Below are 24678 nucleotides of genomic sequence, written 5' to 3'. Positions count from 1 at the left end.
ACGCGTGGCGGCCCGATCCGCGGTACCCGGCGCCCCACGCCCGTACCGCTCGCGCACTGCTCGCCGCCGGGCCGCCGCGGGGGCGCTGCTGCTGCTTCCGGCGCTGCTGGCGGGCTGCGGTATCCGCTCCACCGAGGTGCCCACCGACTTCGGCCCGGCGCCGTCCCGCGCCTCCTGCGCCCTGTCCGGGCCGCAGGTGCAGCCCCGCAGCGGCGGTGTGCCGGAGCGGCTCTTCCTGGTGTGCACCTCGCAACTGGTGACGGTGGACCGCACGGTGCCGCTCACCGGGCCCGACTCCGACGCCGCGCTGCCGGTGGCCCGCGCCCTGCTCGCCGAACTGGCCGCCCGGCCGCCCGTCCAGGAGCGCCGGGCCGGATACACCACCGACGTACCGGACGGGATCTCGGTGACGGGGCCGCGCGGCGGCGACCCGGCCGAGGCGCTGCGGCTGGCCACCCCGCCGGAGGACCTCGGCTCGTACGCGCTGGCGCAGTTGGTGTGCACGCTGGCCGGGTCGGCCGCCTCGGATGGGAAGGGCGGGGTGGTGCTGGGCGGCCCCGGCGAGGAACCGCTGCGCCGCTACTCCTGCCCCGCCGAACTCCGCTCCCGCCCCGGCTCCACCGCCCCACCCAGCACCAAGGTCACCTTCTAGGCCGTCCCACCGTCCGTGCCGCACATCACGCCGTCCCCTCGGGTACGGTCCGCGCCGAGGGGGAACCGCAGGCGCGGGACCTGGCGTCTTGGGGATCGTGCAGCGTCAAGGCCCCTATGCCGACTCCTCCGATCCACGCCTGCGGGCGGCCGGAGGCATCCTCCTCACCGCGCATCTTCTGCTGGTCGCCTGGCTTGCGCTGCGCCCGCTGGACGTGCCGTGGGTGAGCCCGCCCAACGTCCATCCGTTCGCCGGGATCCGCGCCGATCTGGCGCTCGGCCCCTGGCACGCGGTGCTGCGCCTCGGCTCGGCACTGCTGCTGCTGGCGCCGCTCGGGGCGCTGCTGCCGCTGGCGGGCGGCCGGCTCGTGGTGTCCCCGCTGGTGTCGCTGACCCGTACGGTGGCGGCGACCGCGCTGATCTCGCTGGGGATCGAACTGCTCCAGACCGGGGTGCCGGGCCGGGTCGCGGATGTGGACGCGGTACTGCTGAACTCGCTGGGTGCGGCCCTGGTGCATCTGCTGGTGGTGCCCGCGGCGCGGGCCAGACTGCGGCGCCGGGCCACCGGTGCGGGGCGGCGCGCGGCGGGGCGTACGGAGGCGGGCCAGGGGTCGACCCCGACGATTCCCAGGGTCGGGATCGCCCCGTGGAGCGACGCCTCACCGCTGTCCCGCCCGTAGCGTGGAGGGTGTCGGGCAGTGCGCCGGGGCGACGCCGCGAGGATCTCGTGGCCGCCGGAGCCGGTGCGCGACGGCCCCGGGACGACGACCGAAATGTGTGAAGGAGCCATCATGACCGCCCCCCTTGCCCGCCCCGCCGACGGACGGATGCTCGGCGGTGTGTGCGCGGCGCTGGCCCGGCGCTTCGGCACCTCCAACGGCACGATGCGGTTGATCTTCGTGCTGTCGTGTCTGCTGCCGGGCCCGCAGTTCCTGGTGTATCTGGCGCTGTGGATCCTGCTGCCGAGCGAGGAGTCGGCCCGCCAGGGCTGGTGACCACGGGCCGCTGACACACCCGCGGGGGCGTACCGACCGGAGTCGGTACGCCCCCGCGGGGCTGCGGTGGGCCGGGCGTCAGCCGCCCAGCGGGAGACCGCCGAGGGGCAGCGCGCCCAGCGGAAGGCCGCTGGTGGGCAGCGAGTTGGTGGCGAGGCCGTTGACCGGGAGGCCGCCGAGGAGGCCGCTCGCCTGGCCCTGGAGCTGGCCGGTCGCCTGCTGCACGGCGGGGGTGGCGCTGGACAGCGTGTTGGTGACCGCGCCCGCGCCCTGCGTCAGCGTCTCCGGGGACGAGACGGGCAGGGTCTTGCCGACGGTGCCGAGCGCGCCGGCGGCGTCGGGGGTGGCCGCGTGGGCGGCACCGGCTCCGGCGGCGGCGAAAGCGGCACCGAGAGCGGCGACACCGAGGGTCCTGGCGGTGGACTGCTTCATTGTCAATGCGTCCTTGTGAACGGGGACTTGAGCGGTTCAAAAACGTATCGAGAGAGCATTCCGCGTGGCAAACAGCGAAACGGCCGGGAATTCGGGACTCCCGGCCGTTGCCATGCCGCACCCGCGTACGAATACCAGCCGTCGTGTGCGGCGTAACGGCTGGTCAACGCGGCCTAACGGAACAGCCATTCGGATTTCAGCTCGGCGTATCCGGGCTTGATCACGTCGTTGATCATGGCCAGTCGTTCATCGAAAGGAATGAATGCTGATTTCATCGCATTGACGGTGAACCACTGCATGTCGTCGAGCGTGTAGCCGAACGTGCCGACCAGGTGCTCGAATTCGCGGCTCATACTGGTGCCGCTCATCAGCCGGTTGTCGGTGTTGACGGTCGCCCGGAAGTGCAGCTTCCGCAGCAGTCCGATGGGGTGCTCCGCATAGGAACTGGCCGCGCCCGTCTGGAGGTTGGAGGTGGGGCAGAGTTCCAGCGGTACGCGCTTGTCGCGGACGTAGGCGGCGAGGCGGCCCAGGGTGACGGTGCCGTCCTCGGCGGTCTCGATGTCGTCGATGATGCGCACCCCGTGGCCGAGGCGGTCCGCGCCGCACCACTGGAGCGCCTGCCAGATCGACGGCAGCCCGAAGGCCTCCCCGGCGTGGATGGTGAAGTGGTTGTTCTCCCGCTTCAGATACTCGAAGGCGTCCAGGTGCCGGGTGGGCGGGTGGCCGGCCTCGGCGCCCGCGATGTCGAAGCCGACGACGCCCGAGTCCCGGTAGGCGTTGGCGAGTTCGGCGATCTCCAGGGCGCGGGCGGCGTGCCGCATCGCGGTCAGCAGGGCGCCGATCCGGATGCGGTGGCCGTCCTCCCTGGCCCGCCGCTCACCCTCCCGGAAGCCCGCGTTGACGGCCTCCACGACCTGCTCCAGGGTGAGCCCGCCCTCCAGGTGCTGCTCGGGCGCGTAGCGGACCTCGGCGTAGACGACGCCGTCCTGGGCGAGGTCCTCGGCGCACTCGGCGGCGACCCGGGTCAGCGCCTCGGCGCTCTGCATGACGGCGCAGGTGTGCGCGAAGGTCTCCAGATACCGCTCCAGGGAACCGGAGTCGGCGGCCTCGCGGAACCACAGGCCGAGCTTGTCGGGGTCCGTCTCCGGCAGTGCGTCGTAGCCGGCGGCGCGGGCCAGGTCGACGACGGTGCCGGGGCGCAGCCCGCCGTCGAGGTGGTCGTGGAGCAGGACCTTCGGGGCCCGGCGGATCTGTTCCGGGCCGGGCGTCACAGCGTTCTGGATGGACTGGCTCGTCATCTGCGCACTGTAGCGCCTACGCGCGTAGATCGCTTCCCCGCGGACCGGCCCGCTCCGCACCGATATCCAACGGTGACTGCGCCCCGTGGGCGGCGAAAGCCCCAACTCGCCCTCGCCGCACGGGGTTTGCGTAACAGTGATCTCGTGTACCGGTCACGTGCGCCGCTGCTTCTGACAGTGTTCCGTCATGGCACAGCGAGGGACGCGGGAGCGTGTGGCACGACTGGGCAGAGCGGTCGCCCCGCCGGAGGCCGGGGTGGGCGGTGCGGTACTGCTGCTGCCGTCCGGCACCGAGCAGTCGGCGCGCGGGCCGTCACCGCTGGCCGAGGCCGCGCTGCGCCCGCTGGCCCGGCGGCTGGCGCGGGCCGGGCGGGCCGAGGGCCTCGCCGTGCATCTGGTGCGCTACCGGACCCGCGGCTGGAACGGCGCCCAGGCCGGCCCGGCCGAGGACGCCGAATGGGCCGCGGACGAGGTGGTGCGCCGCTACGGCGACGTACCGGTGTGTCTGGCCGGGACCGGGACGGGCGGCCGGGCGGCCCTGCGCGCCGCGGGCCATGAGGCCGTCGACTCGGTGCTGGCGCTCGCCCCCCGGTTACCGGACGAGGGGACGGCGGCGCCGCCCGAGCCGGTACGGCAGCTCGCCGGGCGGCAGGTGCTGATCGTGCACGGCACCAACGACACGCGCAGCGACCCGGAGTCGTCGTTCCGGCTGGCGGAGCGGGCCAAGAAGGCCAACCGCGGGGTGTGCCGCTTCGAGGTGCACGCGGACGGGCACGGGCTGCGCCAGTACCGTGCCGAAGTCGCCCTGCTGGCCGTCGACTTCGTCCTCGGCACGCTCTTCGGCCACCCCATGCCACGCCCCCTCCAGGACGCCATGGCGGCACCCCCGCCGCTGGGCCTGCGGATGCCGCTGGCCGCGGGCTACGGCAGCACCCGCGGGACGGCGGGGAGGTGGGCGGGCGGGGCCGGCTGATCCCCCCGGGCCGATTCCCGGGCCACTCCCCGGGCCGCTCCCGCTCCGAGACCGGCAGGCGCCGGCTTCATGGCAGGAGGTGGCCGCGGCGGGAGAGGAGGAAGGACTTGAAGGCGGCGACGGGCGGGGTGTCGTGCCGCCCCTCCAGCCAGGCCACCCCGATCTCCCGGACCGCCCGCGGCGCCGTCACCGACAGCTCCACCACCCCGGGCCTGGCCACCGCGGGCGGCGGCAGCAGCGCCACCCCGAGACCGGCCGCCACCAGCCCCCGCAGCGTCTCCGCCTCCTCCCCCTCGAAGGCGACCCGTGGCCGGAATCCGGCCTGCCGGCACAGGTCGTCGGTGATCCGGCGCAGCCCGTAGCCCGGCTCCAGCGTCACAAAGACCTCCTCGGCGGCCTCCGCCAGCCGCACCCGGCGCCGCCCCGACAGCCGGTGGTCCTCGGGCACCACCAGCCGCAGCCGCTGCTCGTCCAGGCGCCGCGCCACCAGGTCCGGGGCGTCCGGCACCGGCGCGGTCAGACAGAGGTCGAGCTCGCCGGCCCGCAGCCGCTCCAGCATGGCCTCGCCGTGGTTCTGCACCAGGCTGAAGCGGATGCCGGGATGGTCGGCGCGGAAGGCGCGCAGCAGGCCGGGCACCGTCTCCGAACCCATGGTGTGCAGGAAGCCGAAGGCGACCTTGCCGACGGCCGGGTCGGCGTCCGCGCGCACCGCCTCCGCGGCCCGGCCCACCTCGGCCAGCGCCCGCTCCACGGAACCGAGGAAGGCACGCCCGGCCGGGGTGAGCGCCAGGGTGCGGCCGCGGCGCGCGAACAACTCCACCCCCAGATCGGCCTCCAGCCGCACCAGCGCCCGGGACAGCGTGGACTGCGGCACCCCCAACTCCTGTGCGGCCCGCGTCACATGCTCGGTACGGGCCACCCCGGCGAACTGCGCCAGCCGCGGCGCCAGCACCGCCACCACGTCCTCTGGCCGCCGCCGCCCGCCGCCCTCTTCGGTGTCACCGGCGGACGACAGTCGCGCCGCTGACCTCTTCTGATGCACCATGGGAACGATTATGGCGTTTTCATGCATTGGACGCATGAGTGCGGGTGGGCCTAGCTTCTGCACATGCCTGCCGCCAGTACCGGGGCGCCCGCCACCGCGGTCGCCGCCGCCCCCGCCGCACCGGTCACCACCACCCCCGCGCCCCCCGCCGGCACCCCGGCCGCCGCGGACGAGCAGGACACCCGGCTCACCCCGGGCGGCCCCGGCTACCGCCGGATGAGCCTCGCCCTCTTCCTCGCCGGAGTGGCCACCTTCGCTCTCCTCTACTCCACGCAGGCCCTGCTCCCCCTGATCTCCGCCGACCTCAACGCCAGTGCCTCCACGGCCAGTTGGACCGTCTCGGCGGCCACCGGCGCGCTCGCCCTCTGCGTCCTCCCGCTGAGCACCCTCTCCGAGCGGTACGGGCGGCGCACCGTGATGACCGCCTCCCTGGCCGTCGCGGTACTCGTCGGACTGGCGGTGCCGTTCGCCCCCGGCATCGGCACCCTGATCGCGCTGCGCGCCGTACAGGGCGCCGCACTCGCCGGGCTGCCCGCCTCCGCGATGGCGTATCTGGCGGAGGAGGTCAGGCCCAGGGCGCTGGTCGGGGCGATCGGCCTGTTCGTGGCCGGCAACAGCGTCGGCGGGATGAGCGGCCGCATCATCACCGGCTGGCTGGCGCAGTTGTGGGGCTGGCGGATCGCCGTCGGCGCCATCGGTGTGATCGCGGTGGGATGCGCCCTCGCCTTCCGCGCGCTGGCGCCCGCGCCCCGGCACTTCACCCCCGGCTCGCTGCGGCCGCGCGCCCTGGCCCGCACCGTCGGCGGCCACCTCGCCGACCCGCTGCTGCGCCGGCTGTACGCGATCGGCGCGCTGTTCATGACGGTCTTCGGCGGGGTCTACACGGTGATCGGCTACCGGCTCACCGAGGCCCCGTTCTCCCTCCCGCAGGGCGTCATCGGTTCCATCTTCGCGATCTACCTGGTGGGCACCGCATCCTCCGCGGCCGCCGGCCGGCTGGTGCGGCGCCTCGGCCGCCGCGGCGCGCTCTACCTCGCGGGTGGCACCACCACCGCGGGCCTGCTGGTCTCCCTCTCCGCCGCGCTCCCGCTGGTCCTGCTGGGACTGGTACTGATCACCGCGGGCTTCTTCGCCGGGCACGCGGTGGCGTCCTCCTCCGTCAGCCGCACCGCCACCCACGGCCGCGCCCAGGCCTCCGCGCTGTACCAGTCCGCCTACTACATCGGCTCCAGCGCGGGCAGCGCACTCGGCGCGGTCGCCTTCCACGCGAGCGGCTGGGGCGGCACCGTCGGGCTCGGGCTGTGCGCGGTGGCGGGCGTGGTCGCGCTCACCCTGCTCGGCACCCGGGCCGCCCGCCGCGCCTGAGACCCGCCTCCGGCCACCCCGCGCAGCGCCCCGTCACCCCGTGTACCGCCGGGTCGCGGGTGGCGGGGCGCCGCGCCACCATCGGGAAGAGGGCCGGCGGCACATACCCCAACGTGCCCGCCCGTACCGGGACATCACCCGGTCCGGGCCCGTTGTCAGTGGCGTCCGGTAGCTTCCGAAACCACACAGAGCAACTCCGTACGAGCGGCAGACGGATGCAGACGGACACGGACGACGCTCCCGTACGACAAGCCACAGGGGTGGGCCCGCGATGAGTGACACGACCACGACGACGGACCTGGACACACGGCTCGAAGCACACCGCACCGAGCTCACCGGGTACTGCTACCGGATGCTCGGCTCCTCCTTCGAGGCCGAGGACGCGGTCCAGGACACCCTGGTACGCGCCTGGCGCGGCTACGACCGCTTCGAGGGCCGCTCCTCGCTGCGCTCCTGGCTCTACCGCATCGCGCACAACGTCTGCCTGGACATGCTCAAGGCGGGCAGCCGCCGCGCCCGCCCCATGGACCTCACCGAGCCCCAGTCCGCGGCCACCGGCGTCCTCGCCGAGCGCTCCGAGCCGACCTGGCTGGAGCCGGTGCCGGACGCCCGGGTGCTGCCCACCACATCCGACCCCGCGGAGACCGCGGTGGCCAGGGAATCCGTCCGGCTCGCCTTCGTCGCCGCGCTCCAGCACCTCCCGGCGAAGCAGCGGTCGGTGCTGATCCTGCGGGAGGTGCTGGGCTGGCGGGCCGCCGAGGTCGCCGAGCTGCTCGACACCAGCGTCGCCTCGGTCAACAGCGCCCTCCAGCGCGCCCGCGCCACCCTCGCCGCCGACGAGATCAAGGACAGCGACCCGGCGGCCCCCCTGGACGAGGAGCAGCAGCAGCTCCTGGAGCGGTATGTCCGCGCCTTCGAGGGCTACGACATGAAGGAGCTGACGGCCGTACTGCACGAGGACGCGGTGCTCTCCATGCCCCCTTTCGACCTGTGGCTGCGCGGCCAGGACGAGATCGTGGCCTGGATGGAGGGCCGCGGCTCGGTCTGCCGCGGCTCCCGGCTGCTGCCCACCGCGGCCAACGGCTCCCCCGCGTTCGCGCACTACCACCCCAGCCCGTCCGGCGGCGGCTACGACGCCTGGGCGATCATGGTCATCGAGATCTCAGCCGGCCGTATCACCGGGATCAACTCCTTCCTCGACACGGCCCGTTGGTTCCCCCTCTTCGATCTGCCCCTCCACCTCGACGCCGAGGGCGGCAAGATCGAGTAGCGCCCGCAGCCCGGGGGACGGGCCGCGCACCCTGATCCGCCCCCCGGCCCGCCGCGCCGCCAACTCCAGCCTGGCCAGCAGCTCCACCGAGGCGAAGCTGCGCCCGCTGAGCGCCGCCGCATCGCACACCAGCACCCGGCAGCCGCTCACCGAAAGCCGCACCCGCGCCTCCGCGCACAACCGCCGCACCTCCCCCTGCCCAGCCTCAGCGGGCAGCACCAGCACGCCCCTGCTCCTACGCTCCACCTCCGGTAGACGGCAGCGGAAGCCCCAACTCATCGGGAGCGCCGGGTCACCTGCTCAGGTAGCGGGGGCGATGCGTTCGCGGACGATCGGGGCGGCGGTGAAGGGGGTGTCGAGGGGGGCGATGTCGTAGGCGGAGGTGAGGGATTCGAGGGCGTAGGGGAAGCGGTCGGGGGTGTCGGTGTGGAGGGTGAGGAGGGGCTCGCCCTGGGTGACGTGGTCGCCGGGCTTGGCGTGGAGTTCCACTCCGGCCGCCGCCTGCACCGGGTCCTCCTTGCGGGCGCGCCCCGCGCCCAGCCGCCAGGCGGCCACCCCGATGTCGTAGGCGTCCAGCCGGGTCAGCACCCCGGTGGCGGGGGCGGGGATGTGGTGCTGTTCGCGGGAGACGGGGAGGGGGGCGTCGGGGTCGCCGCCCTGGGCGGTGATCATGCGGCGCCAGACGTCCATCGCGGAGCCGTCGGCGAGCGCCTCGGCCGGGTCGGCGTCGGGCAGTCCGGCCGCGTCCAGCATCTCCCGGGCCAGGGCGAGGGTCAGTTCCACCACATCGGCGGGGCCGCCGCCGGCCAGTACCTCGACGGACTCCCGGACCTCCAGTGCGTTGCCCGCGGTGCGGCCCAGGGGGGTGGACATATCGGTGAGGAGGGCCACGGTGCGGACGCCGTGGTCGGTGCCGAGGCCGACCATGGTCTCCGCCAACTCCCGTGCGTCGTCAAGGGACTTCATAAAGGCGCCGGTGCCGACCTTCACATCGAGGACGAGGGAGCCGGTGCCCTCCGCGATCTTCTTCGACATGATGGAGGAGGCGATCAGCGGGATGGCCTCCACGGTGCCGGTGACATCGCGCAGTGCGTACAGCTTGCGGTCGGCGGGGGCGAGGCCGTCGCCGGCGGCGCAGATCACCGAGCCGGTGCCGTCGAGTACGGCGAGCATCTCCTCGTTGGTGAGCAGGGCCCGCCAGCCGGGAATGGACTCCAGCTTGTCGAGGGTGCCGCCGGTGTGGCCGAGGCCGCGGCCGGAGAGCTGCGGTACGGCGGCGCCGCAGGCGGCGACGAGCGGCGCCAGCGGCAGGGTGATCTTGTCGCCGACGCCGCCGGTGGAGTGCTTGTCGGCGGTGGGCCGGCTGAGCGCGGAGAAGTCCATCCGCTCACCGGAGTTGATCATCGCGGCGGTCCAGCGGGCGATCTCCCGGCGGTCCATGCCGTTCAGCAGGATCGCCATGGCGAGCGCCGACATCTGCTCGTCGGCGACCTCACCCCGGGTGTAGGCGTCGATGACCCAGTCGATCTGCTCGTCGGTGAGGCGACCGCGGTCGCGCTTGGTGCGGATGACGGAGATGACGTCCATCGGACTCCTCGTGCTCCTCGGGAAACGGTCCACCGGCCGGGCCGGCGAGGGGAGTTGAGCGGTTGGCCGCGACGGGCCGCGGCCCTAGGGGGTGTCTCCCCGATCTTCGTGGATCAGCCCGCGGCCCCCAGCCTGGCGGCTGGGAGGTGCCCCCATGGTGCGTGCTCTCGGCGTGCGCCCGGATCGCCCTCGTACTGAAGATCCGCCGGACAGGCCCTACGCCAGATACTCCGGGCCGAAGGCCTGGGGCAGCATCTCGGCGAGCGGCAGCAGTCCGGCCGGGGTCTGGAGTACCAGCTCGGGCCCGCCGAACTCGTACAGCAACTGGCGGCAGCGGCCGCACGGCACCAGGATCTCGCCGTGGCCGTCGACACAGGTGAAGTGGGTGAGGCGGCCGCCGCCGGTCTCCCGCAACTGGGAGACCAGCCCGCACTCGGCGCACAGGCCCACCCCGTAGGAGGCGTTCTCCACATTGCAGCCGGTGACCAGCCGCCCGTCGTCGACGAGGGCCGCGGCCCCGACCGGGTAGCCCGAGTACGGCGCGTAGGCACGGCCCATGGCCTCCCGGGCGGCGGCCCGCAGCGCCTCCCAGTCGACGTTCCCGGCCCCGGCGTCCGCGGTCATCCGCCTTGCCCCTTCCGGTACGGCTTCCCGTCGGCCTTGGGCATCCGCAGCCGCTGCGCGGACAGCGACAGCACCAGCAGCGTCACCACGTAGGGGGTGGCGGTCACGACCTGGTTGGGAACCTCGTTGGTGGCGAGGTACCAGACCAGGATGAGGGCCGAGACGGCGGCGGTGAGCAGTGCGGGGAGGATGCGCTTGCGCCACACCAGGTAGATGACGCCGGCCACCAGGATGAGGACGAGGAGCAGCAGCAGGGCGTGCACATTGGTGCCGCCGCCGCGGAGCTTGAGGCTGTCGGTGTAGCCGAACAGGCCGGCGCCGAGGGCGAGTCCGCCCGGCATCCAGTTACCGAAGATCATCGCGGCGAGGCCGATATAGCCGCGCCCGCCGGTCTGGCCCTCCAGGTAGATGTTGGACGCGACCAGCGACAGGAACGCCCCGCCGAGCCCGGCGAGCCCACCGGAGATGACGACCGCCAGGTACTTGTACTTGTAGACGTTGACACCGAGGGACTCCGCGGCGACGGGGCTCTCACCGCAGGACCGCAGCCGCAGCCCGAACGGGGTGCGCCACAGCAGCCACCAGCTCGCCGGCACCAGCGCCACCGCGATCACGGTGACCGGCGACAGGTCCGACACCAGGCCGCCGGCGAGCCCGGCGATGTCGGAGACCAGGAACCAGCCCTTGTGGTTGAGGGTCTCCAGCCAGCCCGACAGGCCCGGCACGGAGAAGCTGCCGAGGGACTCCACCGGCGGGGACTGCTTGGAGGTGCCGCCCTGCTTGCCTTCGAAGGCGAAGGTCGACAGATAGCGGGTGGCGCCCAGCGCGAGGATGTTGAGCGCGACACCGGACACGATGTGGTTGACGTTGAAGGTGACGGTGACGACCGCGTGCAGCAGGCCGCCGAGCGCGCCGCCCACGATGCCGAAGAGCAGCCCCACCCACGGGCCCCACTGGAAACCGGCCCAGGCACCGAACCAGGTGCCGAGGATCAACATGCCTTCGAGGCCGATGTTGACCACACCGGCCCGCTCCGACCAGAGGCCGCCGAGACCGGCGAGGCCGATCGGTACGGCGAGCCGGAGCGCGGTGGACATCTGGCCGGTGGAGGTGATGCCGTCGGCGCCGGTGATCAGCCGGACCACCGAGGTGAGTATCAGGACCCCGGCGATGATCAGCAGCAGGACCGGGAGGGAGAGTCGGCGGCGGCCCTTCGCGGGCTGCTGCGCCGACGGCTTGGCGACGGTTGCCGTGCTCATCGGGCAGCCACCTCCTTGACGGAGTCGTTGACGGTTGCGGAGGTGGCGGCCGCGGCGGCCAGTTCCTCGCCGACCCGGCGCTGCTGGCGACGCAGGCCCCAGACCCGGACCGCCTCGTACGAGACGACGACCGCGATCACGATCAGGCCCTGCATGATCACCGCGATCTCCTTGTCGTACGCCACGGGCTGGGCGTAGTCGAGGGCCGGGGAGGCCTTGTCGAGGAAGGCGATGAGGAAGGCGGCGAAGGCGATGCCCACCGGGTTGTTGCGGCCCAGCAGGGCGATGGTGATGCCGGTGAAGCCCAGGCCGGTGGGGAAGCTCAGGCTGTAGGTGTGCGAGTCGCCCAGCAGGATCGGCATCCCGGCGAGGCCGGCCACCGCGCCGGAGATCAGCATCGCGGTGAGCACCATGCGCTTGGCGTCCACACCGGAGGCCGCGGCGGCGGTCTCGGAGGCGCCGGTGGCCCGCAGGTCGAAGCCGAAGCGGGTGCGGTTGAGGACCAGCCAGTACAGCACGCCGGCGACGACCGCGAGGAGGACGAAGCCGTAGATCTCGCCGGAGGAGCCGAGCTTGATGCCGGGGAACCAGCCGGACTTGTGCATCACGCCGGTGGTCTGGTTGTTGCCCACCGGGACGCCGAAGTTCTCGGTGAGGGTGAGATAGCCGATGACGCTGGTGGCGATGGAGTTCAGCATGATGGTCGCCACCACCTCGCTGACCCCGCGGGTCGTCTTGAGGATGCCGGCGATACCGGACCAGAAGGCGCCGGTGAGCATGGCGACGATGATCAGCAGCGGCAGTTGCAGCGCCGCGGGCAGCGCCACCTGGGCGCCGACGACGGCGGTGACCATCGCGGCCAGCCGGTACTGCCCGTCGACGCCGATGTTGAACAGGTTCATCCGGAAGCCGATGGCCACCGCGAGCGCCGCCAGGTAGTACATCCCGGCCTGGTTGACGATCAGGACCTGCACATCGGAGTAGGTCGCCTGCTGGAACATCAGCCGGTACGGCTCGAACGGGCTCTTGCCCGAGGCCAGCAGCACCACCGAGGTCAGGGCCACGGCGGCGACGAGGGCGATGACCGGTCCGGCCACCGCGAGGAGCACCCGCTCCTTGTCGAACTTCTTCATCGGGACTCGTCCTCGGTCGCTGCGGACTCGGTCGCTGCGGACTCGGTCTCTGCGGGTTCGGCTTCTGCGGATTCCTCGGGGTAGTCCAGGTGCCCGGAGGCGGCGCCCGTCATGGCGGAGCCCAGTTCCTCCGGGGTGATGGTGGCGGGGTCCGCGTCCGCGACGAGCCTGCCGCGGTACATCACGCGCAGGGTGTCCGACAGGCCGATCAGCTCGTCCAGGTCCGCGGAGATCAGCAGGACACCCAGGCCCTCGCGGCGCGCCTCGCGGATCTGGTCCCAGATCTGCGCCTGGGCGCCGACGTCCACACCCCGGGTGGGGTGGGCCGCGATCAGGAAGCGCGGGCTGTGGCTCATCTCCCGGCCCACGATGAGCTTCTGCTGATTGCCGCCGGACAGCGAGCCCGCGGTGACGTCGATCCCGGGAGTGCGTACGTCGTACTCCTCGACGATGCGGCGGGTGTCGGCCTGGGCGCCCTTGGGGTCGAGCCAGAAGCCGCGGCTGTTGGGCCGCTCGGTGACATGGCCGAGGATGCGGTTCTCCCACAGCGGGGCGTCCAGCAGCAGGCCGTGGCGGTGGCGGTCCTCGGGGATGTACCCGATGCCCTGCTCGCGGCGGCGGCGGGTGGCCCACTGGGTGATGTCCTCGCCGCCCATCCGGATGCTGCCGGACTCGGCGCCGTGGAGGCCGATGAGGGCGTCGATCAGCTCGGTCTGCCCGTTGCCCTCGACGCCGGCGAGGCCCAGGACCTCGCCCTCGTGGATGGTGAAGGAGATGTCGTCCAGCAGCGCCCGCCCGCCGTCCGCGGTGAGCCGCAGCGCGTCCACCTCGATCACGGGCCGGTCGGTGACGGTGGACTCGCAGGTCTCCGGGGTGGGCAGTTCGCTGCCCACCATGAGTTCGGCGAGCTGGCGTGGGGTGGTCTCGGCGGGGGTGGCGGTGCCGACGGTGGTGCCGCGGCGGATGACCGTGATGTCGTCGGCGACGGAGAGCACCTCGCCGAGCTTGTGCGAGATGAAGATGACGCTGAGGCCCTCGGCCTTCAGCTCGCGGAGGTTCTCGAAGAGCGCGTCCACCTCCTGCGGCACCAGGACCGCGGTGGGCTCGTCCAGGATGAGGGTGCGGGCGCCGCGGTAGAGGACCTTGAGGATCTCCACCCGCTGCCGGTCGGCGACCCCGAGGTCCTCGACCAGGGCGTCGGGGCGGATGCCGAGGCCGTAGCGGTCGGACAGCTCGCGTATCGCGCGGCGGGCGCCCTGGCCGATGCCGTGCAGCTTCTCGCTGCCGAGCACGGTGTTCTCCAGGACGGTGAGGTTGTCGGCGAGCATGAAGTGCTGGTGCACCATGCCGATCCCGCGGGCGATGGCGTCGGCGGGGCTGCCGAAGGTGACCCGGGTGCCGTCCACGGCGATGGTGCCCTCGTCCGGCTTCTGCATCCCGTAGAGGATCTTCATCAGGGTGGATTTGCCGGCGCCGTTCTCCCCGACGAGGGCGTGGACGGTGCCCCGGTGCACGGTGAGGTGGATGTCGTGGTTGGCGACGACTCCGGGGAACCGCTTGGTGATACCGGCGAGTTCCACGGCCGCGGGGGGCTGCACGTCCGGGGTGTCCGGGGTGTCCGGAGTGTCCTGAGGGCTGCTGGAGGCGTCGATGGCGCACTCTCCTCGGGGAAAGGGGCCTCCGGCGCACGCGGCGCCCCTGCGTCGACGAAGGGACTGGGTGACCCGCCGCGCGTACGGGGCGCGAGGACGTCTGCTCCTCGCACCCCGTACGGCGGTTCGCGGCACGGTGCTGCTGCGCCGCCGGAAGGCTCAGGTCAGGAGGTGGTGGTCTTGACCTTGATGGAGCCGTCCGCGATGCCCTCGGCGGCCTTCTTCAGCGCGGCCTGGAGCTTGGTGTTGTTCTTGAACTCCGGGTTGGAGTCGGCCAGTCCGACACCGCCGGTCTTGAGGTCGGCGCGGACCACACCGGTCGCCGGCTTGCCGTCGTGCACCGACTTCGCCAGGTTGTACACCGCGCCCGCCACGTCCTTGGTGGCCGAGGTGAGGATGGACTCCTTGTACTTGGCCAGCGCGTCCTGCTTGTACTGGTCGGAGTCGACGCCGATCGCCCACACCTTCTTGGCGGAGGCGGCCTCGATGACGCCCTGACCGGAGAGGCCCGCCGCGGCGTACACCACGTCGGCGCCGCCGTCGATCTGGCCCTGCGCGGCGTCCTTGCCCTTGTCGGGGCTGGAGAAGCCGCCGTCCTCGGCCTTCTGCGTCAGGTACTGGGACTTGACCTTGACCTTCGGGTCGGTGTCGTGGACGCCCTGGACGAAGCCGGCCTCGAACTTGTGGATCAGCGGCACGTCGACACCACCGACAAAGCCGACCGTCTTCGACTTGGTGCTCATGGCGGCGGTGACACCGGCCAGGTAGGAGGCCTGCTCCTCGTGGAAGACCAGGTCGGCGACGTTCTTGAGCTGCACGGTCTCGTCGTCGACGATGCCGAAGGTGACCTTCGGGAACTTCCCGGCGACCTCCTTGACGGCGGGCGCGTAGGCGTATCCGACGCCGACCACCGGGTTGTAGCCCTGCTTGGCCAGCTCGGTGAGGCGCTGGACCTTGTCCGCGTCGGACTCGCCGTCGCTGGGCTCGACCGCCTTCTGGCCGGTCTTGAAGTCCTTGGCGGCCTTCTCCATACCGACGGTGGCCGCGTCGTTGAAGGACTGGTCGCCCTTGCCGCCGACGTCATAGGCGATGGCCACGCCCTTGGACTTGCCGCTGTCGTCGCTCGTGGCATCGGTCGAGGTGCCTCCGCAGGCGGAGACGGAGACGGCGAGAGCGGCGGTCGCACAGCCTGCGACCGCGATTCGGGACACCCGGCGCATGGATCGGACTCCTTAAGGAAAGCGCCCCAGTGGCGCTGGATTTCGCGCAGCGTAACGCGCGTAGACCCGAGCGAAAAACCCTTCTGTCCGCTCCGTTACCGAGCTGTGGCCACCCGGTGTACGGCGCGGTGTACGGCGAAGACGGGGCCGGGTCTGGCGGCACCCTAGCGGCCGGTCCCCGCCCGATGGGCGGGGACCGGGGAAGAGCGGTGCGAACCGTTACCCGGCAGGGGGATCAGGCGCGCTGCGCGGCGTCCAGCAGTGCGGCGGCGGTGAACAGCTCCACACCGACGGTGACGGCGTGCTCGTCCACGTCGAAGTCGCCCTGGTGGAGGTCGCGGATGGTGCGCTCGCCGGGGCGGCGGACCCCGAGCCGGGCCATCGCGCCGGGCACATGCTCCAGGTACCAGGAGAAGTCCTCGCCGCCGAGGCTCTGCTCGGTGTCCTCCACGGAGTGCGGGCCGCGGCGGGTGGTCATGGCCTCGTGCAGCAGCTCGGTGACCACCGGGTCGTTGACCACCGGCGGCACCCCGCGCACATAGTTGACCTCGGACTTGGCCCGGTGCAGCTCGGCGACCTCGTCCACGGCGGCGTGCACCAGGTCGGGCGCCAGCCGCCAGGAGTCGAGGTCCAGACAGCGCACCGTGCCGGACAGCTCGGCGTGCTGCGGCACCACGTTGCAGGCGTGCCCGGACTCGATACGGCCCCAGGTGACGGAGAGCCCGGAGCGCGCGTCGACCCGGCGGGCCACGAGTTGCGGGACCTCGGTGGCGACCTTGGCGGCGGCGGTGACCAGGTCGGTGGTGAGGTGGGGGCGGGCGGTGTGGCCGCCGGGCCCGTCCAGCGCCACTTCGAGGCGGTCGCAGGCGGAGGTGATGGCCCCGTGCCGCAGCCCGATCCGGCCGGCCTCCACCTTGGGGTCGCAGTGCACGGCGATGATGCGGCCCACCCCGTCCAGCGCCCCGGACTCGATCGCGTCGGGCGCTCCGCCGGGCAGCACCTCCTCGGCGGGCTGGAAGAGGAGCCGTACCGGATGCGGCAGGGCGCCCTCCCGGTGCAGCCCGGCGAGGACCAGCCCGGCGCCGAGTACGACGGTGGTGTGGACGTCGTGGCCGCAGGCGTGGGCGCGGTCGGGCACCGTGGAGCGGTAGACGCAGCCCGTCTTGGTGTCGGGGATGGGCAGGGCGTCGATGTCCGCGCGCAGCGCCAGCCTGGGCCGCGGGTCGGCCTCGTCGCCGATGTCGCAGACCAGTCCGGTGCCGGTACCGAGGACGCGGGGCCGCAGCCCGGCCTGCTCCAGTCTGGCCTTGAGCGCGGCGGTGGTGCGGAACTCCTGGTTGCCCAGCTCGGGATGCATATGGAGATCGCGCCGGAAGGCGATCAGCTCGGAGCGCAGGGATTCGGACAGATTGCCGGGGAGGCCGCCCGGCAGCACTCCCCGCTCGCCGGGGGCAACCGCATTCCCGGGCAGGTCGGCGTCGGACTCGGGAGACGTCAACTGGTTCACCCCTCGAAGGGTAGGCCCCGGGACCGGCCGAGCCACCCCTGATCAAGAGAATTTAAGCCACTTAGACGAGGAGAATCGTCTCTGCGAAGAATAAACCGGGCATCCAGCGGGTATAGCTACGCCTTTTTCGGTGACGGTGACACGCGCTTCAGGGGGTGCCGGTGAGGCGGCGGGCGGCGTGGGCGGTGCCGGTGACTCCGGCGAGGAAGCCCTGGGCGCGGGGGGAGGCGTGGGCGGTGAGCCAGGCCGGGTCGATGTCGCAGACCGCGACGCCCGCCCCGGTACCGGCCAGGGCCAGCGGCAGGGTGTGCACCACGGTGGACGGGAAGCTGAGGATGGTGTGCCCGATGGGGCCGCGGCGGGCGATGACCTCCAGCGGCAGATCGGGGCGGACGATCTGGAGGCCGGCTTCGGTGGCCAGCCGGTGCAGTTTGTCGGTGTGCTCCCGGCGGTGTGCGAAGTAGCGGGTGGCGCCGTGGGCTCGGGCCAGGTCGCGGACGGCGGCGAGGTACCGGTCCGGGTCGACGACGCCGGTCTCCACCAGTGAGGTGCCCACCAGGTCGGCTCCGGCGGAGACCCGCGGCGGGCCGAAGCGGGACCGGGTCCAGGCGAAGTCGTTGGCGGTGAGCCGTACCCCGTCCGGGAGTTGCTCGACCGGCATCGCGGTGAAGACCTCGACCCGGCGGCCCTCGCGCGGGGTGAGGCGGCGGCGGGCGGTGCCGGACACGGGGGCGAGCAGCAGTTCCCGGGGTCCCGGCCGCCCGCCGCGCCGGTGCCAGCGCACCAGCCGTTCGCCGCGGGCGAGTTGGGCGGTGAACTCCATGGTGGCGGTGCCGTCGTCCACGATCACCAGGTCGCGGGCGCGGGCCAGGGTGAGCAGGAGCTGGACGTAGCGGGAGAAGGGGTCGCCGATGACGACGCGGTGGGCGGAGCGGAGCAGTGGGGTGAGGCCGCGGACGGTGGCGAGGGGGGCGGTGGTGCCGCCGCGGGCCTCCTCCCAGCGGACGGTGTGCCCCTCACCCCGGGCGAGTTCCGCCATCCGCCTCAACTGGCCCCGGGTCATGGGGTCGTTGGGCGAGAGCACCACGAGGGTGACGGGGGTGCGCTCGGGCACCGCGACGGTGCCCGGGGTGCCGGGGGCCGCCGTGTCCCCGGGGCAGCCGCCCGGCCCGTCCGCCGTCGCGTCCCGGTGGGTGTGGTGGGCCCACTCCAGGACGTTGAGGAGTTGGACGGGGCTCTCCACGAAGGCGAGGGCGGTGGGCGGGCCGGGGGGTGCCGCCGGGGTGCGGGGGGTCATGGCCGTGGGTGGGGGCGGGTCAGACCGCGGCCGGCTCGCGGTCGGCCGCCGCTCCGGCGGTCTCGTCCGCGACGACGCCGTTGACGCGGCGCAGCTTCTTCATCGGGCCCAGCTCCGACTCGTAGACCTGCTTCACGCCGTCGCCGAGGGAGGCCTCGATGGTGCGGATGTCGCGGACCAGGCGGGTGAGGCCCTGGGGTTCGACGGAGGCGGCCTGGTCGGAGCCCCACATGGCGCGGTCCAGGGTGATGTGCCGCTCCACGAAGGCGGCGCCGAGGGCGACGGCGGCCAGGGTGGTCTGGAGTCCGGTCTCGTGGCCGCTGTAGCCGATCGGGACGTTGGGGTACTCTTGCTGGAGGGTGTGGATGACGCGCAGGTTCAGTTCCTCCGCCTTGGCCGGGTAGGTCGAAGTGGCGTGGCAGAGCAGGATGTTGTCGGAGCCGAGGACCTCGACGGCGTGCCGGATCTGCCTCGGGGTGGACATGCCGGTGGAGAGGATGACGGTGCGGCCGGTGGCGCGCAGGGCGCGCAGCAGTTCGTCGTCGGTGAGCGAGGCGGAGGCCACCTTGTGCGCGGGCACGTCGAACTTCTCCAGGAAGGCGACGGCCTCGGTGTCCCACGGGGAGGCGAACCAGGCGACGCCCTTCTCCCGGCAGTACTCGTCGATGGCGCGGTACTCGTCCTCGCCGAACTCGACGCGGTGCCGGTAGTCGATGTACGTCATCCGGCCCCAGGGGGTGTCGCGTTCGATGTCCCACTGGTCGCGGGGGGTGCAGATCTCCGGGGTGCGCTTCTGGAACTTGACGGCGTCGCAGCCGGCTTCGGCCGCCGCGTCGATCAGCTTGCGGGCGTTGTCCAGGTCGCCGTTGTGGTTGATGCCGATCTCGCCGGTGATGTAGACGGGGCGGCCGGGGCCCGCGGTCTTCGAACCGAGGCCGCGCAGACGGGAGTTGGTGCTCATGTGGGGTGTTCCTCCAGGTTCGGGGGTCAGTCGGTGTCAGGGGTGGAGAGGGTGGGGCCGAGGAGCCAGCCGGCGATCTCCCGGATGGCGCCGTCGCCGCCGTCGCGGGTGGTGACGGCGCGGGCGGCGCCGCGTACCGCGTCCTGGGCGGAGGCGACGGCGACGGGCCAGCCGGCGACGTCGAAGCACGGCAGGTCGTTGACGTCGTTGCCGACGTAGAGCACCCGCCCGGGGTCGACGTCCTGTTCCCGGCACCAGCGGCTGAGGGCGAGGTCCTTGCGGTCGACGCCGTGCAGGACGGGCACCTTGAGCTTGCGGGCGCGGGCGGCGACGACCGGGTTCCGCTCGGTGGACAGCACCAGCAGGCGCAGTCCGGCCCGGCGCAGCGCGGCTACGCCGAGGCCGTCGCCGCGGTGCACGGCGACCAGTTCGCGGCCGTCGGAGTCGACGAGGACCCGGTCGTCGGTCTGGGTGCCGTCGAAGTCGAGGACGACGGCGTCCACGTCACCGCGGCCGGGCAGCGGTCCCCGTCCGGTGTCGAAGAGGGGGGCCAGGGCGCGGGCGCGGGCCAGGTCGTGCGGGTCGTCGATCTCCAGGACGCGCGCCGGGTCGGTGCGTACCAGTTCGGTGCGGCCGAAGAAGCGGTGGCCGTGGTGGCGGAAGCCGGTGGCGTCCATGGCGTAGGCGGCGCCGGTCTCCAGCAGGTCCTGGGGGCGGTCCTGGCGGCGCGGCCGGAAGCTCTTGTCGTGGTTGACGCCGTAGCCGCCGGTGGTGGTGCGGGTCGCGGTGGCGGTGGTGCGTGCCGCGAGGTCGGCGGTGGCGGGTTCGTCGGCGGTGTCGCGCCAGACGAAGCCGTGGAAGGCGGCGACGGTCACGGCGGTGTCCGCGCCCTGCACGGCGACCGCGCCGGCCACCCCGTCGAGGTCCTCGGCGAGCAGGAAGGGGCTGGTGCACTGCACCAGCAGCACCACGTCGACGGCCGCCCCGTGCCGCCGCTCGTACTCGTCCAGGGCGTGCAGTACGGCGGCCTCGCTGGTGGCGGTGTCACCGGCGAGGTCCGCGGGCCGCGGCACCACCTCGGCACCGGCCTCGCGGGCGGCGGTGGCGATCGCGGGGTCGTCGGTGGAGACGACCACCTCGGTGATGTGCCGCGCGCCCTGGCAGGCGCGGACGGCGCGGGTCACCAGGGGGGCGCCGCCGACGGTCGCGAGGTTCTTCGCGGGTACGCCCTTGGATCCGCCGCGGGCGGGGATCACGGCGAGGACGCGGCGCTGCTCGCCGTGGCCAGTGCTGCCCGCTTCCGGTCGGGGCATGGGAACTCCGTGGATGGTGGGTGGGTTGGGGCCTGTCCGGCGGATCTTCATGGAGCAGCCCGCAGTGTCTGGTGCGTGCTCTCGGCGTGCGCCCGGATCACCCTCGTACTGGACGTACTTGGGTGATTCGGGCGTGCGGCGAGAGTGCGTGCCAGGGGTCGTGGGCCCACGAAGATCCGTCGGACAGGCCCTGGTCGGGGTGGTCACAGTTCGCCCATCCGCCGGATCGCGGGGGCCACCCGCTGCACCCCGTGCCGGTAGGCGCCGCGCGCACCGCGGCGTACCAACTGCCGTACGGGGCCCGGGGTTTGGCCGGTGCCCGGGGTGCCGGGCAGCGGGCTGCCGTCGGGGGCGAGGTGGTGGCGGGCGAGGATGCCGGGCAGATAGCCCGGCGCGGTGGTGGGCGTGTAGTAGGGGGCGAGCGGCGGCAGGGCGGGCGCGTCGAGGAGGGCGGTGAGGCGGGCGCGGGCGGTGTCGAAGGCCCGCTCGTGCCCGCCGTCCGCGGCGACGCCCTGCCCGGCCAGCCACTCGGGGTCCGGCTCGGGCCGGTGACCGGTGTCGAGCCGGTCGAAGGAGGTGAGGCAGCCGGAGCCGGTGAAGTGGTGGTTGCCCAGCGGTTCGCGGACGCCGAGGTCGGTGAGGATCGCGGTGGGGATGCGCCGGTGCAGCGCCTCCAGGGCGGCCGTGGAGGAGACGGTGACCAGCAGATCGGTGCGGTCCAGCACCTCGCCCATGTGCCCGTAGACGGTGCGCAGATTGGGCGGGAGTCCGCCGGGCACCTTGCGGGCGAGCCGCTGGTAGGGCAACTCCTCGATATGGGTGGTGTGTTCGCCCGGCTTGCTGCGGAGTTTCAGCAGCACCTCGCGGTCGGGGTGCAGCCGGGCGTGCCGCACCAGCCGGCCCAGCAGATAACCGCGGTCGCCCCGGGCGGCGGGCACCGAGGGCTGCGCCGCGAAGACCACGGTGTACGGGTCGTGGGGCCGGGTGTAGGGGGCGCCGCCGAGGAAGGGCAGCGCGGTCTCGGTGACGGGCGCCGGGTCGGCCCCCACCCCGCGGTAGACCGTACGGAAACGCTCCGCGTCATGGCGGGAGTTGGCCAGGACGAGGTCGGCGCCGTGCCGCAGCAGCAGCCCGTCGGTGAGCTTCTCGTAGACCACTCCGACATAGCCGGTGACGACGGCGGGGCGGCGGGTGCGGTCGCGCCAGGTGTGGGCGAGGCCGTGCAGCAGGGCCTGCACCCCGCCGCCGACCAGGGCGAGGACCAGCACGTCGTAGCGGTCCTCCTCGCCCGCCAGGCGCAGGAACTCGGCGGTGGTGACCTCGCGCAGGCTGTCGGGCGCCACCCCGACCTCGGTGAGTTGGCGCGGGGTCGGGGTGGCGCGGCCGCGCAGCAGGCAGCCGTCGAGACGCGGATCGGCGCCGCCGCGGCGGGCGATGCGGTGCGCGGTGAGGGCGCCCCATTTCCACCGGGTGTCGGAATCCGCGAGTACGGCGACCCGCAGGGGTTTCGTGGTACTTGCTGGCACGCCCCAGACGCTAGGAAGCCATTCGTAGCCGCGGCCCAACCGAGGGGCAACAAAGGGTTAACAGCACATCGCCGAATGGGTCACCGAGGCGGAAGTGGCCTGATTGCGGGGCGGGTTAACCATTCTGCCGCCCGTCGTTCACCTGCCGTCCCACCGCGGGTCAGAACGAATGACGGGCGGCCATCTAACGTCTTCCGGGTGGTCAAGCTCTCCGTCATCGTGCCGTTCTACAACGTGCGGCAATACGCATCCGAAACCCTGAGAAGTCTGCGTGCCAACGCGCGCGCGGATTTCGAATTCATCCTGGTGGACGACTGCTCCCGGGACGGCACCGGGGACCTTCTGGAACGCGCCGCGCGGGACCTGCCGGGCGCCGTCCTGCTGCGCCACGAACAGAACGGAGGACTGGCCACCGCACGCAACACCGGGATCGACGCGGCGCGCGGCGAGTACCTGGCCTTCCTCGACGGGGACGACTGGCTCGCCCCCGGCTACTACCGCCAACTCGTCGCCGCCGCCGAGGACTTGGGCTGCGACTTCCTCCGTACCGACCATGTGCAGTGCACCGCGCGGGCCCGTAGCGTGCACCGGGTGCCGCACGGGGCGCGCGGCCAGGTCGCCGATCCGCGCACCGCGATCCTCCCGGCCGGCCGCTCCACCTCGGTGGACTACGCCTACGCCTGGGCCGGGATCTACCACCGGCGGCTGCTGGACCGGGGACTGCTGCATTTCACCGACGGGCTGCGCACCGCGGAGGACCGGCCGTGGATCTGGCGGCTGCACCGGGAAGCGGATTCCTTTGCCGCGGTCGGCCTGCTCGGCGTCTTCTACCGGCGCGGAGTCGCTTCCTCACTGACGCAGATCGGCGATGTGCGGCAACTGGATTTCATCCGCGCATTCGACCAGGTGGTACGGGAAACCGCGGCGGACGAGGAGGCGGAGAAACTCCTGCCGAAAGCGGTGCGCACCTATTGCGCGATCATCTCCCATCATCTCGGCACCATCGAAAGGTTCGAACCGCCCGTGGCGCGGAAACTGAAATCGCTGAGCAGCGCGGCCCTTCGGCGAATGCCGCAGCGGGTGCTGGACGAGGCCCTCGACTCGATGGACGCGGCCCGCGCCACCAGGCTGCGCCGACTGCGCCGCCGCCCCGCCCCGGAGGCCGCCGCATGACCGGCCACTCCCCCACCTCCCCCACGTCCCCCACCGCCGGCCACCGCACCACCCGCGTCCTGCTGGCGTCCACCCTCTACGGGGCGGCGACCCTGGCCGCGGCCGTGGACGCCGGGTGCTTCGATCCCGTCGACCGCAGCGTGCTGCTGATCGCCAACAACGCGGCCAATCCGGAGACCACCACCCCCGTCGACCGGATGCCAGGGTTCGAGCAACTACGCGGCCGTTTCGACGAGTTGAGGTCCTGGAACGCGGCCATCGCGCCCTTCCACCCCGGCGCCTGGTCGCCCCGTACGGACGATCTGCCGCTGTGGGAACGGTATCTGCGGCTGGAGTGGGGCCTGGGCGACGACCGGGTGGAGTTGGTGGTGGAGTCCATCCAGGTCGAACCGGCCCTGGCGGTGACCCGTATCTTCACCGGCGCCCCCGTCGATGTGTACGCGGACGGCCTGATGAGCTACGGGCCCACCCGCAACAAGCTGGACCCGCTGGTCGGCACCCGGATCCGGCGGCTGCTCCATCTCGATCTGGTGCCGGGGCTCACACCGCTGCTGCTCACCGAGTTCGACGTGGCACCGCAGGTGGTGCCCGCGGAGGCCTTCCTCAAGGTCCTCGCCCAACTCGCCGACGCGACAGACCACTTGCCGGAACCGGCACCGGCCACCCCACCCGAGGCACCCGCGCTGCTGCTCGGCCAGTACCTCTCCGCGCTGGACATCCTCGACGCCGCGGAGGAGGAGCAGTTGCATCTGCGGATGCTGCGGGGCGCGGTCGCGCTCGGCCACCGGCGGATCGTGTTCAAACCGCACCCCACCGCCCCGGCCCGCTCCTCACGGCTGCTGGAGGAGGAGGCGGCGCGGTCCGGCGTGGCACTGCTGGTGCTCGACGCCCCGGTCCTCGCCGAGGTGCTGTACCAGCGGATGCGCCCAGCACTGGTGGTGGGCTGCTTCTCCACGGCCCTGCTGACCGCGTCCACCCTGTACGGGCTGCCGGTGGCGCGCGTCGGCACCGAGCTGCTGCTGGAGCGGCTGACCCCGTACCAGAACAGCAACCGGGTGCCGGTGACCCTCGTGGACGCGCTGCTGCCGGAGCTGGCGGACCGCGCGGCAGTGGAGGCGCAGTCCGTCCGGTCGGCCGCGGCCGGGCTGGGCGGGCTGGTGACGGCGGTCGGCTACGCCATGCAGCCGAGGCTCCACCCCGAACTGCGGCCGGACGCCGAGGCCTATCTGTCGACCCGGCTGGACGCACACACCCGGCGCTACTTCAAACGCCGCCGGCTGACCGCGCTGGGCCTGCCCGGCGCGGTCCCGGCCCAACTGGCGTTCATCCCCCGCAGCGCACGGCTACGGCGCGCGGTACGCCGGGCCCGCACCCTCAAGCGCTCGGTACGCCGCTGA

General features: G+C 72.8%; 23 protein-coding genes. 8 read left to right on the top strand and 15 right to left on the bottom strand.

Annotated features, from left to right (window positions below):
* The first annotated feature begins 85 nt into the window (after nucleotides 1-85).
* From ACFVST_RS16495 to ACFVST_RS16485, 3 genes are all read left to right on the top strand, one after another.
* On the top strand, nucleotides 86-652 hold the full coding sequence (locus ACFVST_RS16495) for a hypothetical protein (RefSeq protein WP_390151649.1): 567 nt from the start codon (nucleotides 86-88) through the stop codon (nucleotides 650-652).
* 97 nt (nucleotides 653-749) lie between these two features.
* Complete coding sequence (locus ACFVST_RS16490; protein ID WP_390151616.1) at nucleotides 750-1331, top strand: VanZ family protein; 582 nt, start codon at nucleotides 750-752, stop codon at nucleotides 1329-1331.
* A 111-nt stretch (nucleotides 1332-1442) separates the two neighbouring features.
* Entirely contained in the window at nucleotides 1443-1646 is a 204-nt protein-coding gene (locus ACFVST_RS16485; RefSeq protein WP_390151613.1) for a PspC domain-containing protein, read from the top strand.
* 78 nt (nucleotides 1647-1724) lie between these two features.
* On the opposite strand, the gene ACFVST_RS16480 is transcribed toward ACFVST_RS16485, so the two are convergent.
* Nucleotides 1725-2078, bottom strand: coding sequence for an ATP-binding protein (locus tag ACFVST_RS16480; RefSeq protein ID WP_390151610.1), 354 nt, complete (start codon nucleotides 2076-2078; stop codon nucleotides 1725-1727).
* A gap of 173 nt (nucleotides 2079-2251) precedes the next feature.
* Nucleotides 2252-3376: an adenosine deaminase gene (locus ACFVST_RS16475; RefSeq protein WP_390151609.1), complete on the bottom strand. Its 1125-nt coding sequence runs from the start codon at nucleotides 3374-3376 to the stop codon at nucleotides 2252-2254.
* 187 nt (nucleotides 3377-3563) lie between these two features.
* Between ACFVST_RS16475 and ACFVST_RS16470 the strand changes: the two genes are divergently transcribed.
* Nucleotides 3564-4349 (top strand): alpha/beta hydrolase, encoded by a 786-nt coding sequence (locus tag ACFVST_RS16470; protein WP_390151606.1) that lies wholly within the window; start codon nucleotides 3564-3566, stop codon nucleotides 4347-4349.
* Between the two features lie 67 nt (nucleotides 4350-4416).
* Here ACFVST_RS16470 and ACFVST_RS16465 read toward each other — a convergent pair whose 3' ends face one another.
* The gene (locus tag ACFVST_RS16465; RefSeq protein ID WP_390151603.1) at nucleotides 4417-5394 is read right to left on the bottom strand and encodes a LysR substrate-binding domain-containing protein; all 978 of its coding nucleotides are present in this window, start codon (nucleotides 5392-5394) and stop codon (nucleotides 4417-4419) included.
* Nucleotides 5395-5457: 63 nt separating this feature from the next.
* On the opposite strand from ACFVST_RS16465, the gene ACFVST_RS16460 reads away from it, so the two are divergent.
* Both ACFVST_RS16460 and ACFVST_RS16455 read left to right on the top strand, forming a co-directional pair.
* The gene (locus tag ACFVST_RS16460; RefSeq protein ID WP_390151601.1) at nucleotides 5458-6759 is read left to right on the top strand and encodes an MFS transporter; all 1302 of its coding nucleotides are present in this window, start codon (nucleotides 5458-5460) and stop codon (nucleotides 6757-6759) included.
* A 271-nt stretch (nucleotides 6760-7030) separates the two neighbouring features.
* Complete coding sequence (locus tag ACFVST_RS16455) at nucleotides 7031-8029, top strand: sigma-70 family RNA polymerase sigma factor (RefSeq protein ID WP_390151598.1); 999 nt, start codon at nucleotides 7031-7033, stop codon at nucleotides 8027-8029.
* Here ACFVST_RS16455 and ACFVST_RS16450 read toward each other — a convergent pair.
* The 12 genes from ACFVST_RS16450 to ACFVST_RS16395 all read right to left on the bottom strand — a co-directional run bounded on the left by ACFVST_RS16450 (nucleotide 7922) and on the right by ACFVST_RS16395 (nucleotide 22108).
* Entirely contained in the window at nucleotides 7922-8308 is a 387-nt protein-coding gene (locus ACFVST_RS16450) for an STAS domain-containing protein (protein ID WP_390151595.1), read from the bottom strand. The two genes, ACFVST_RS16455 and ACFVST_RS16450, sit on opposite strands and share 108 nt — an antisense overlap.
* Nucleotides 8309-8329: 21 nt before the next feature.
* Complete coding sequence (locus ACFVST_RS16445) at nucleotides 8330-9616, bottom strand: thymidine phosphorylase (protein ID WP_390151593.1); 1287 nt, start codon at nucleotides 9614-9616, stop codon at nucleotides 8330-8332.
* A 216-nt stretch (nucleotides 9617-9832) separates the two neighbouring features.
* Nucleotides 9833-10240 carry a cytidine deaminase gene (locus tag ACFVST_RS16440; protein ID WP_390151591.1) on the bottom strand — a complete coding sequence of 136 codons (408 nt, stop codon included), beginning with the start codon at nucleotides 10238-10240 and terminating at the stop codon, nucleotides 9833-9835.
* Entirely contained in the window at nucleotides 10237-11499 is a 1263-nt protein-coding gene (locus ACFVST_RS16435) for an ABC transporter permease (RefSeq protein ID WP_390151588.1), read from the bottom strand. The genes ACFVST_RS16440 and ACFVST_RS16435 overlap by 4 nt, the downstream gene beginning before the upstream one ends.
* Nucleotides 11496-12632, bottom strand: a complete 1137-nt coding sequence (locus ACFVST_RS16430; RefSeq protein WP_390151585.1) for an ABC transporter permease — start codon at nucleotides 12630-12632, stop codon at nucleotides 11496-11498. The genes ACFVST_RS16435 and ACFVST_RS16430 overlap by 4 nt, the downstream gene beginning before the upstream one ends.
* A complete protein-coding gene (locus tag ACFVST_RS16425) occupies nucleotides 12629-14230 on the bottom strand; it encodes an ABC transporter ATP-binding protein (protein ID WP_390151582.1) in 1602 nt (533 codons plus the stop codon). The genes ACFVST_RS16430 and ACFVST_RS16425 overlap by 4 nt, the downstream gene beginning before the upstream one ends.
* A gap of 218 nt (nucleotides 14231-14448) precedes the next feature.
* Nucleotides 14449-15504: a BMP family protein gene (locus ACFVST_RS16420; protein WP_390151579.1), complete on the bottom strand. Its 1056-nt coding sequence runs from the start codon at nucleotides 15502-15504 to the stop codon at nucleotides 14449-14451.
* 235 nt (nucleotides 15505-15739) lie between these two features.
* Nucleotides 15740-17011, bottom strand: a complete 1272-nt coding sequence (locus ACFVST_RS16415; RefSeq protein WP_390151576.1) for an amidohydrolase — start codon at nucleotides 17009-17011, stop codon at nucleotides 15740-15742.
* A 148-nt stretch (nucleotides 17012-17159) separates the two neighbouring features.
* Nucleotides 17160-18308 (bottom strand): hypothetical protein, encoded by a 1149-nt coding sequence (locus tag ACFVST_RS16410; RefSeq protein WP_390151574.1) that lies wholly within the window; start codon nucleotides 18306-18308, stop codon nucleotides 17160-17162.
* 19 nt (nucleotides 18309-18327) lie between these two features.
* Entirely contained in the window at nucleotides 18328-19269 is a 942-nt protein-coding gene (locus ACFVST_RS16405) for an N-acetylneuraminate synthase family protein (protein WP_390151571.1), read from the bottom strand.
* A 26-nt stretch (nucleotides 19270-19295) separates the two neighbouring features.
* On the bottom strand, nucleotides 19296-20582 hold the full coding sequence (locus ACFVST_RS16400; RefSeq protein WP_390151568.1) for a cytidylyltransferase domain-containing protein: 1287 nt from the start codon (nucleotides 20580-20582) through the stop codon (nucleotides 19296-19298).
* Nucleotides 20583-20785: 203 nt separating this feature from the next.
* Complete coding sequence (locus ACFVST_RS16395) at nucleotides 20786-22108, bottom strand: DUF6716 putative glycosyltransferase (RefSeq protein WP_390151565.1); 1323 nt, start codon at nucleotides 22106-22108, stop codon at nucleotides 20786-20788.
* A 198-nt stretch (nucleotides 22109-22306) separates the two neighbouring features.
* On the opposite strand from ACFVST_RS16395, the gene ACFVST_RS16390 reads away from it, so the two are divergent.
* Together ACFVST_RS16390 and ACFVST_RS16385 are read left to right on the top strand one after the other, a co-directional pair.
* Nucleotides 22307-23281, top strand: coding sequence for a glycosyltransferase family 2 protein (locus tag ACFVST_RS16390; protein WP_390151562.1), 975 nt, complete (start codon nucleotides 22307-22309; stop codon nucleotides 23279-23281).
* Nucleotides 23278-24678 (top strand): polysialyltransferase family glycosyltransferase, encoded by a 1401-nt coding sequence (locus tag ACFVST_RS16385; protein ID WP_390151559.1) that lies wholly within the window; start codon nucleotides 23278-23280, stop codon nucleotides 24676-24678. The genes ACFVST_RS16390 and ACFVST_RS16385 overlap by 4 nt, the downstream gene beginning before the upstream one ends.

The organism is Streptomyces sp. NPDC058045, from assembly GCF_042885635.1.
Lineage (GTDB): Bacteria > Actinomycetota > Actinomycetes > Streptomycetales > Streptomycetaceae > Streptomyces.
The sequence above is the reverse complement of the archived record's forward strand: the minus strand, read 5'-3'. Positions and strand labels throughout refer to the sequence as shown.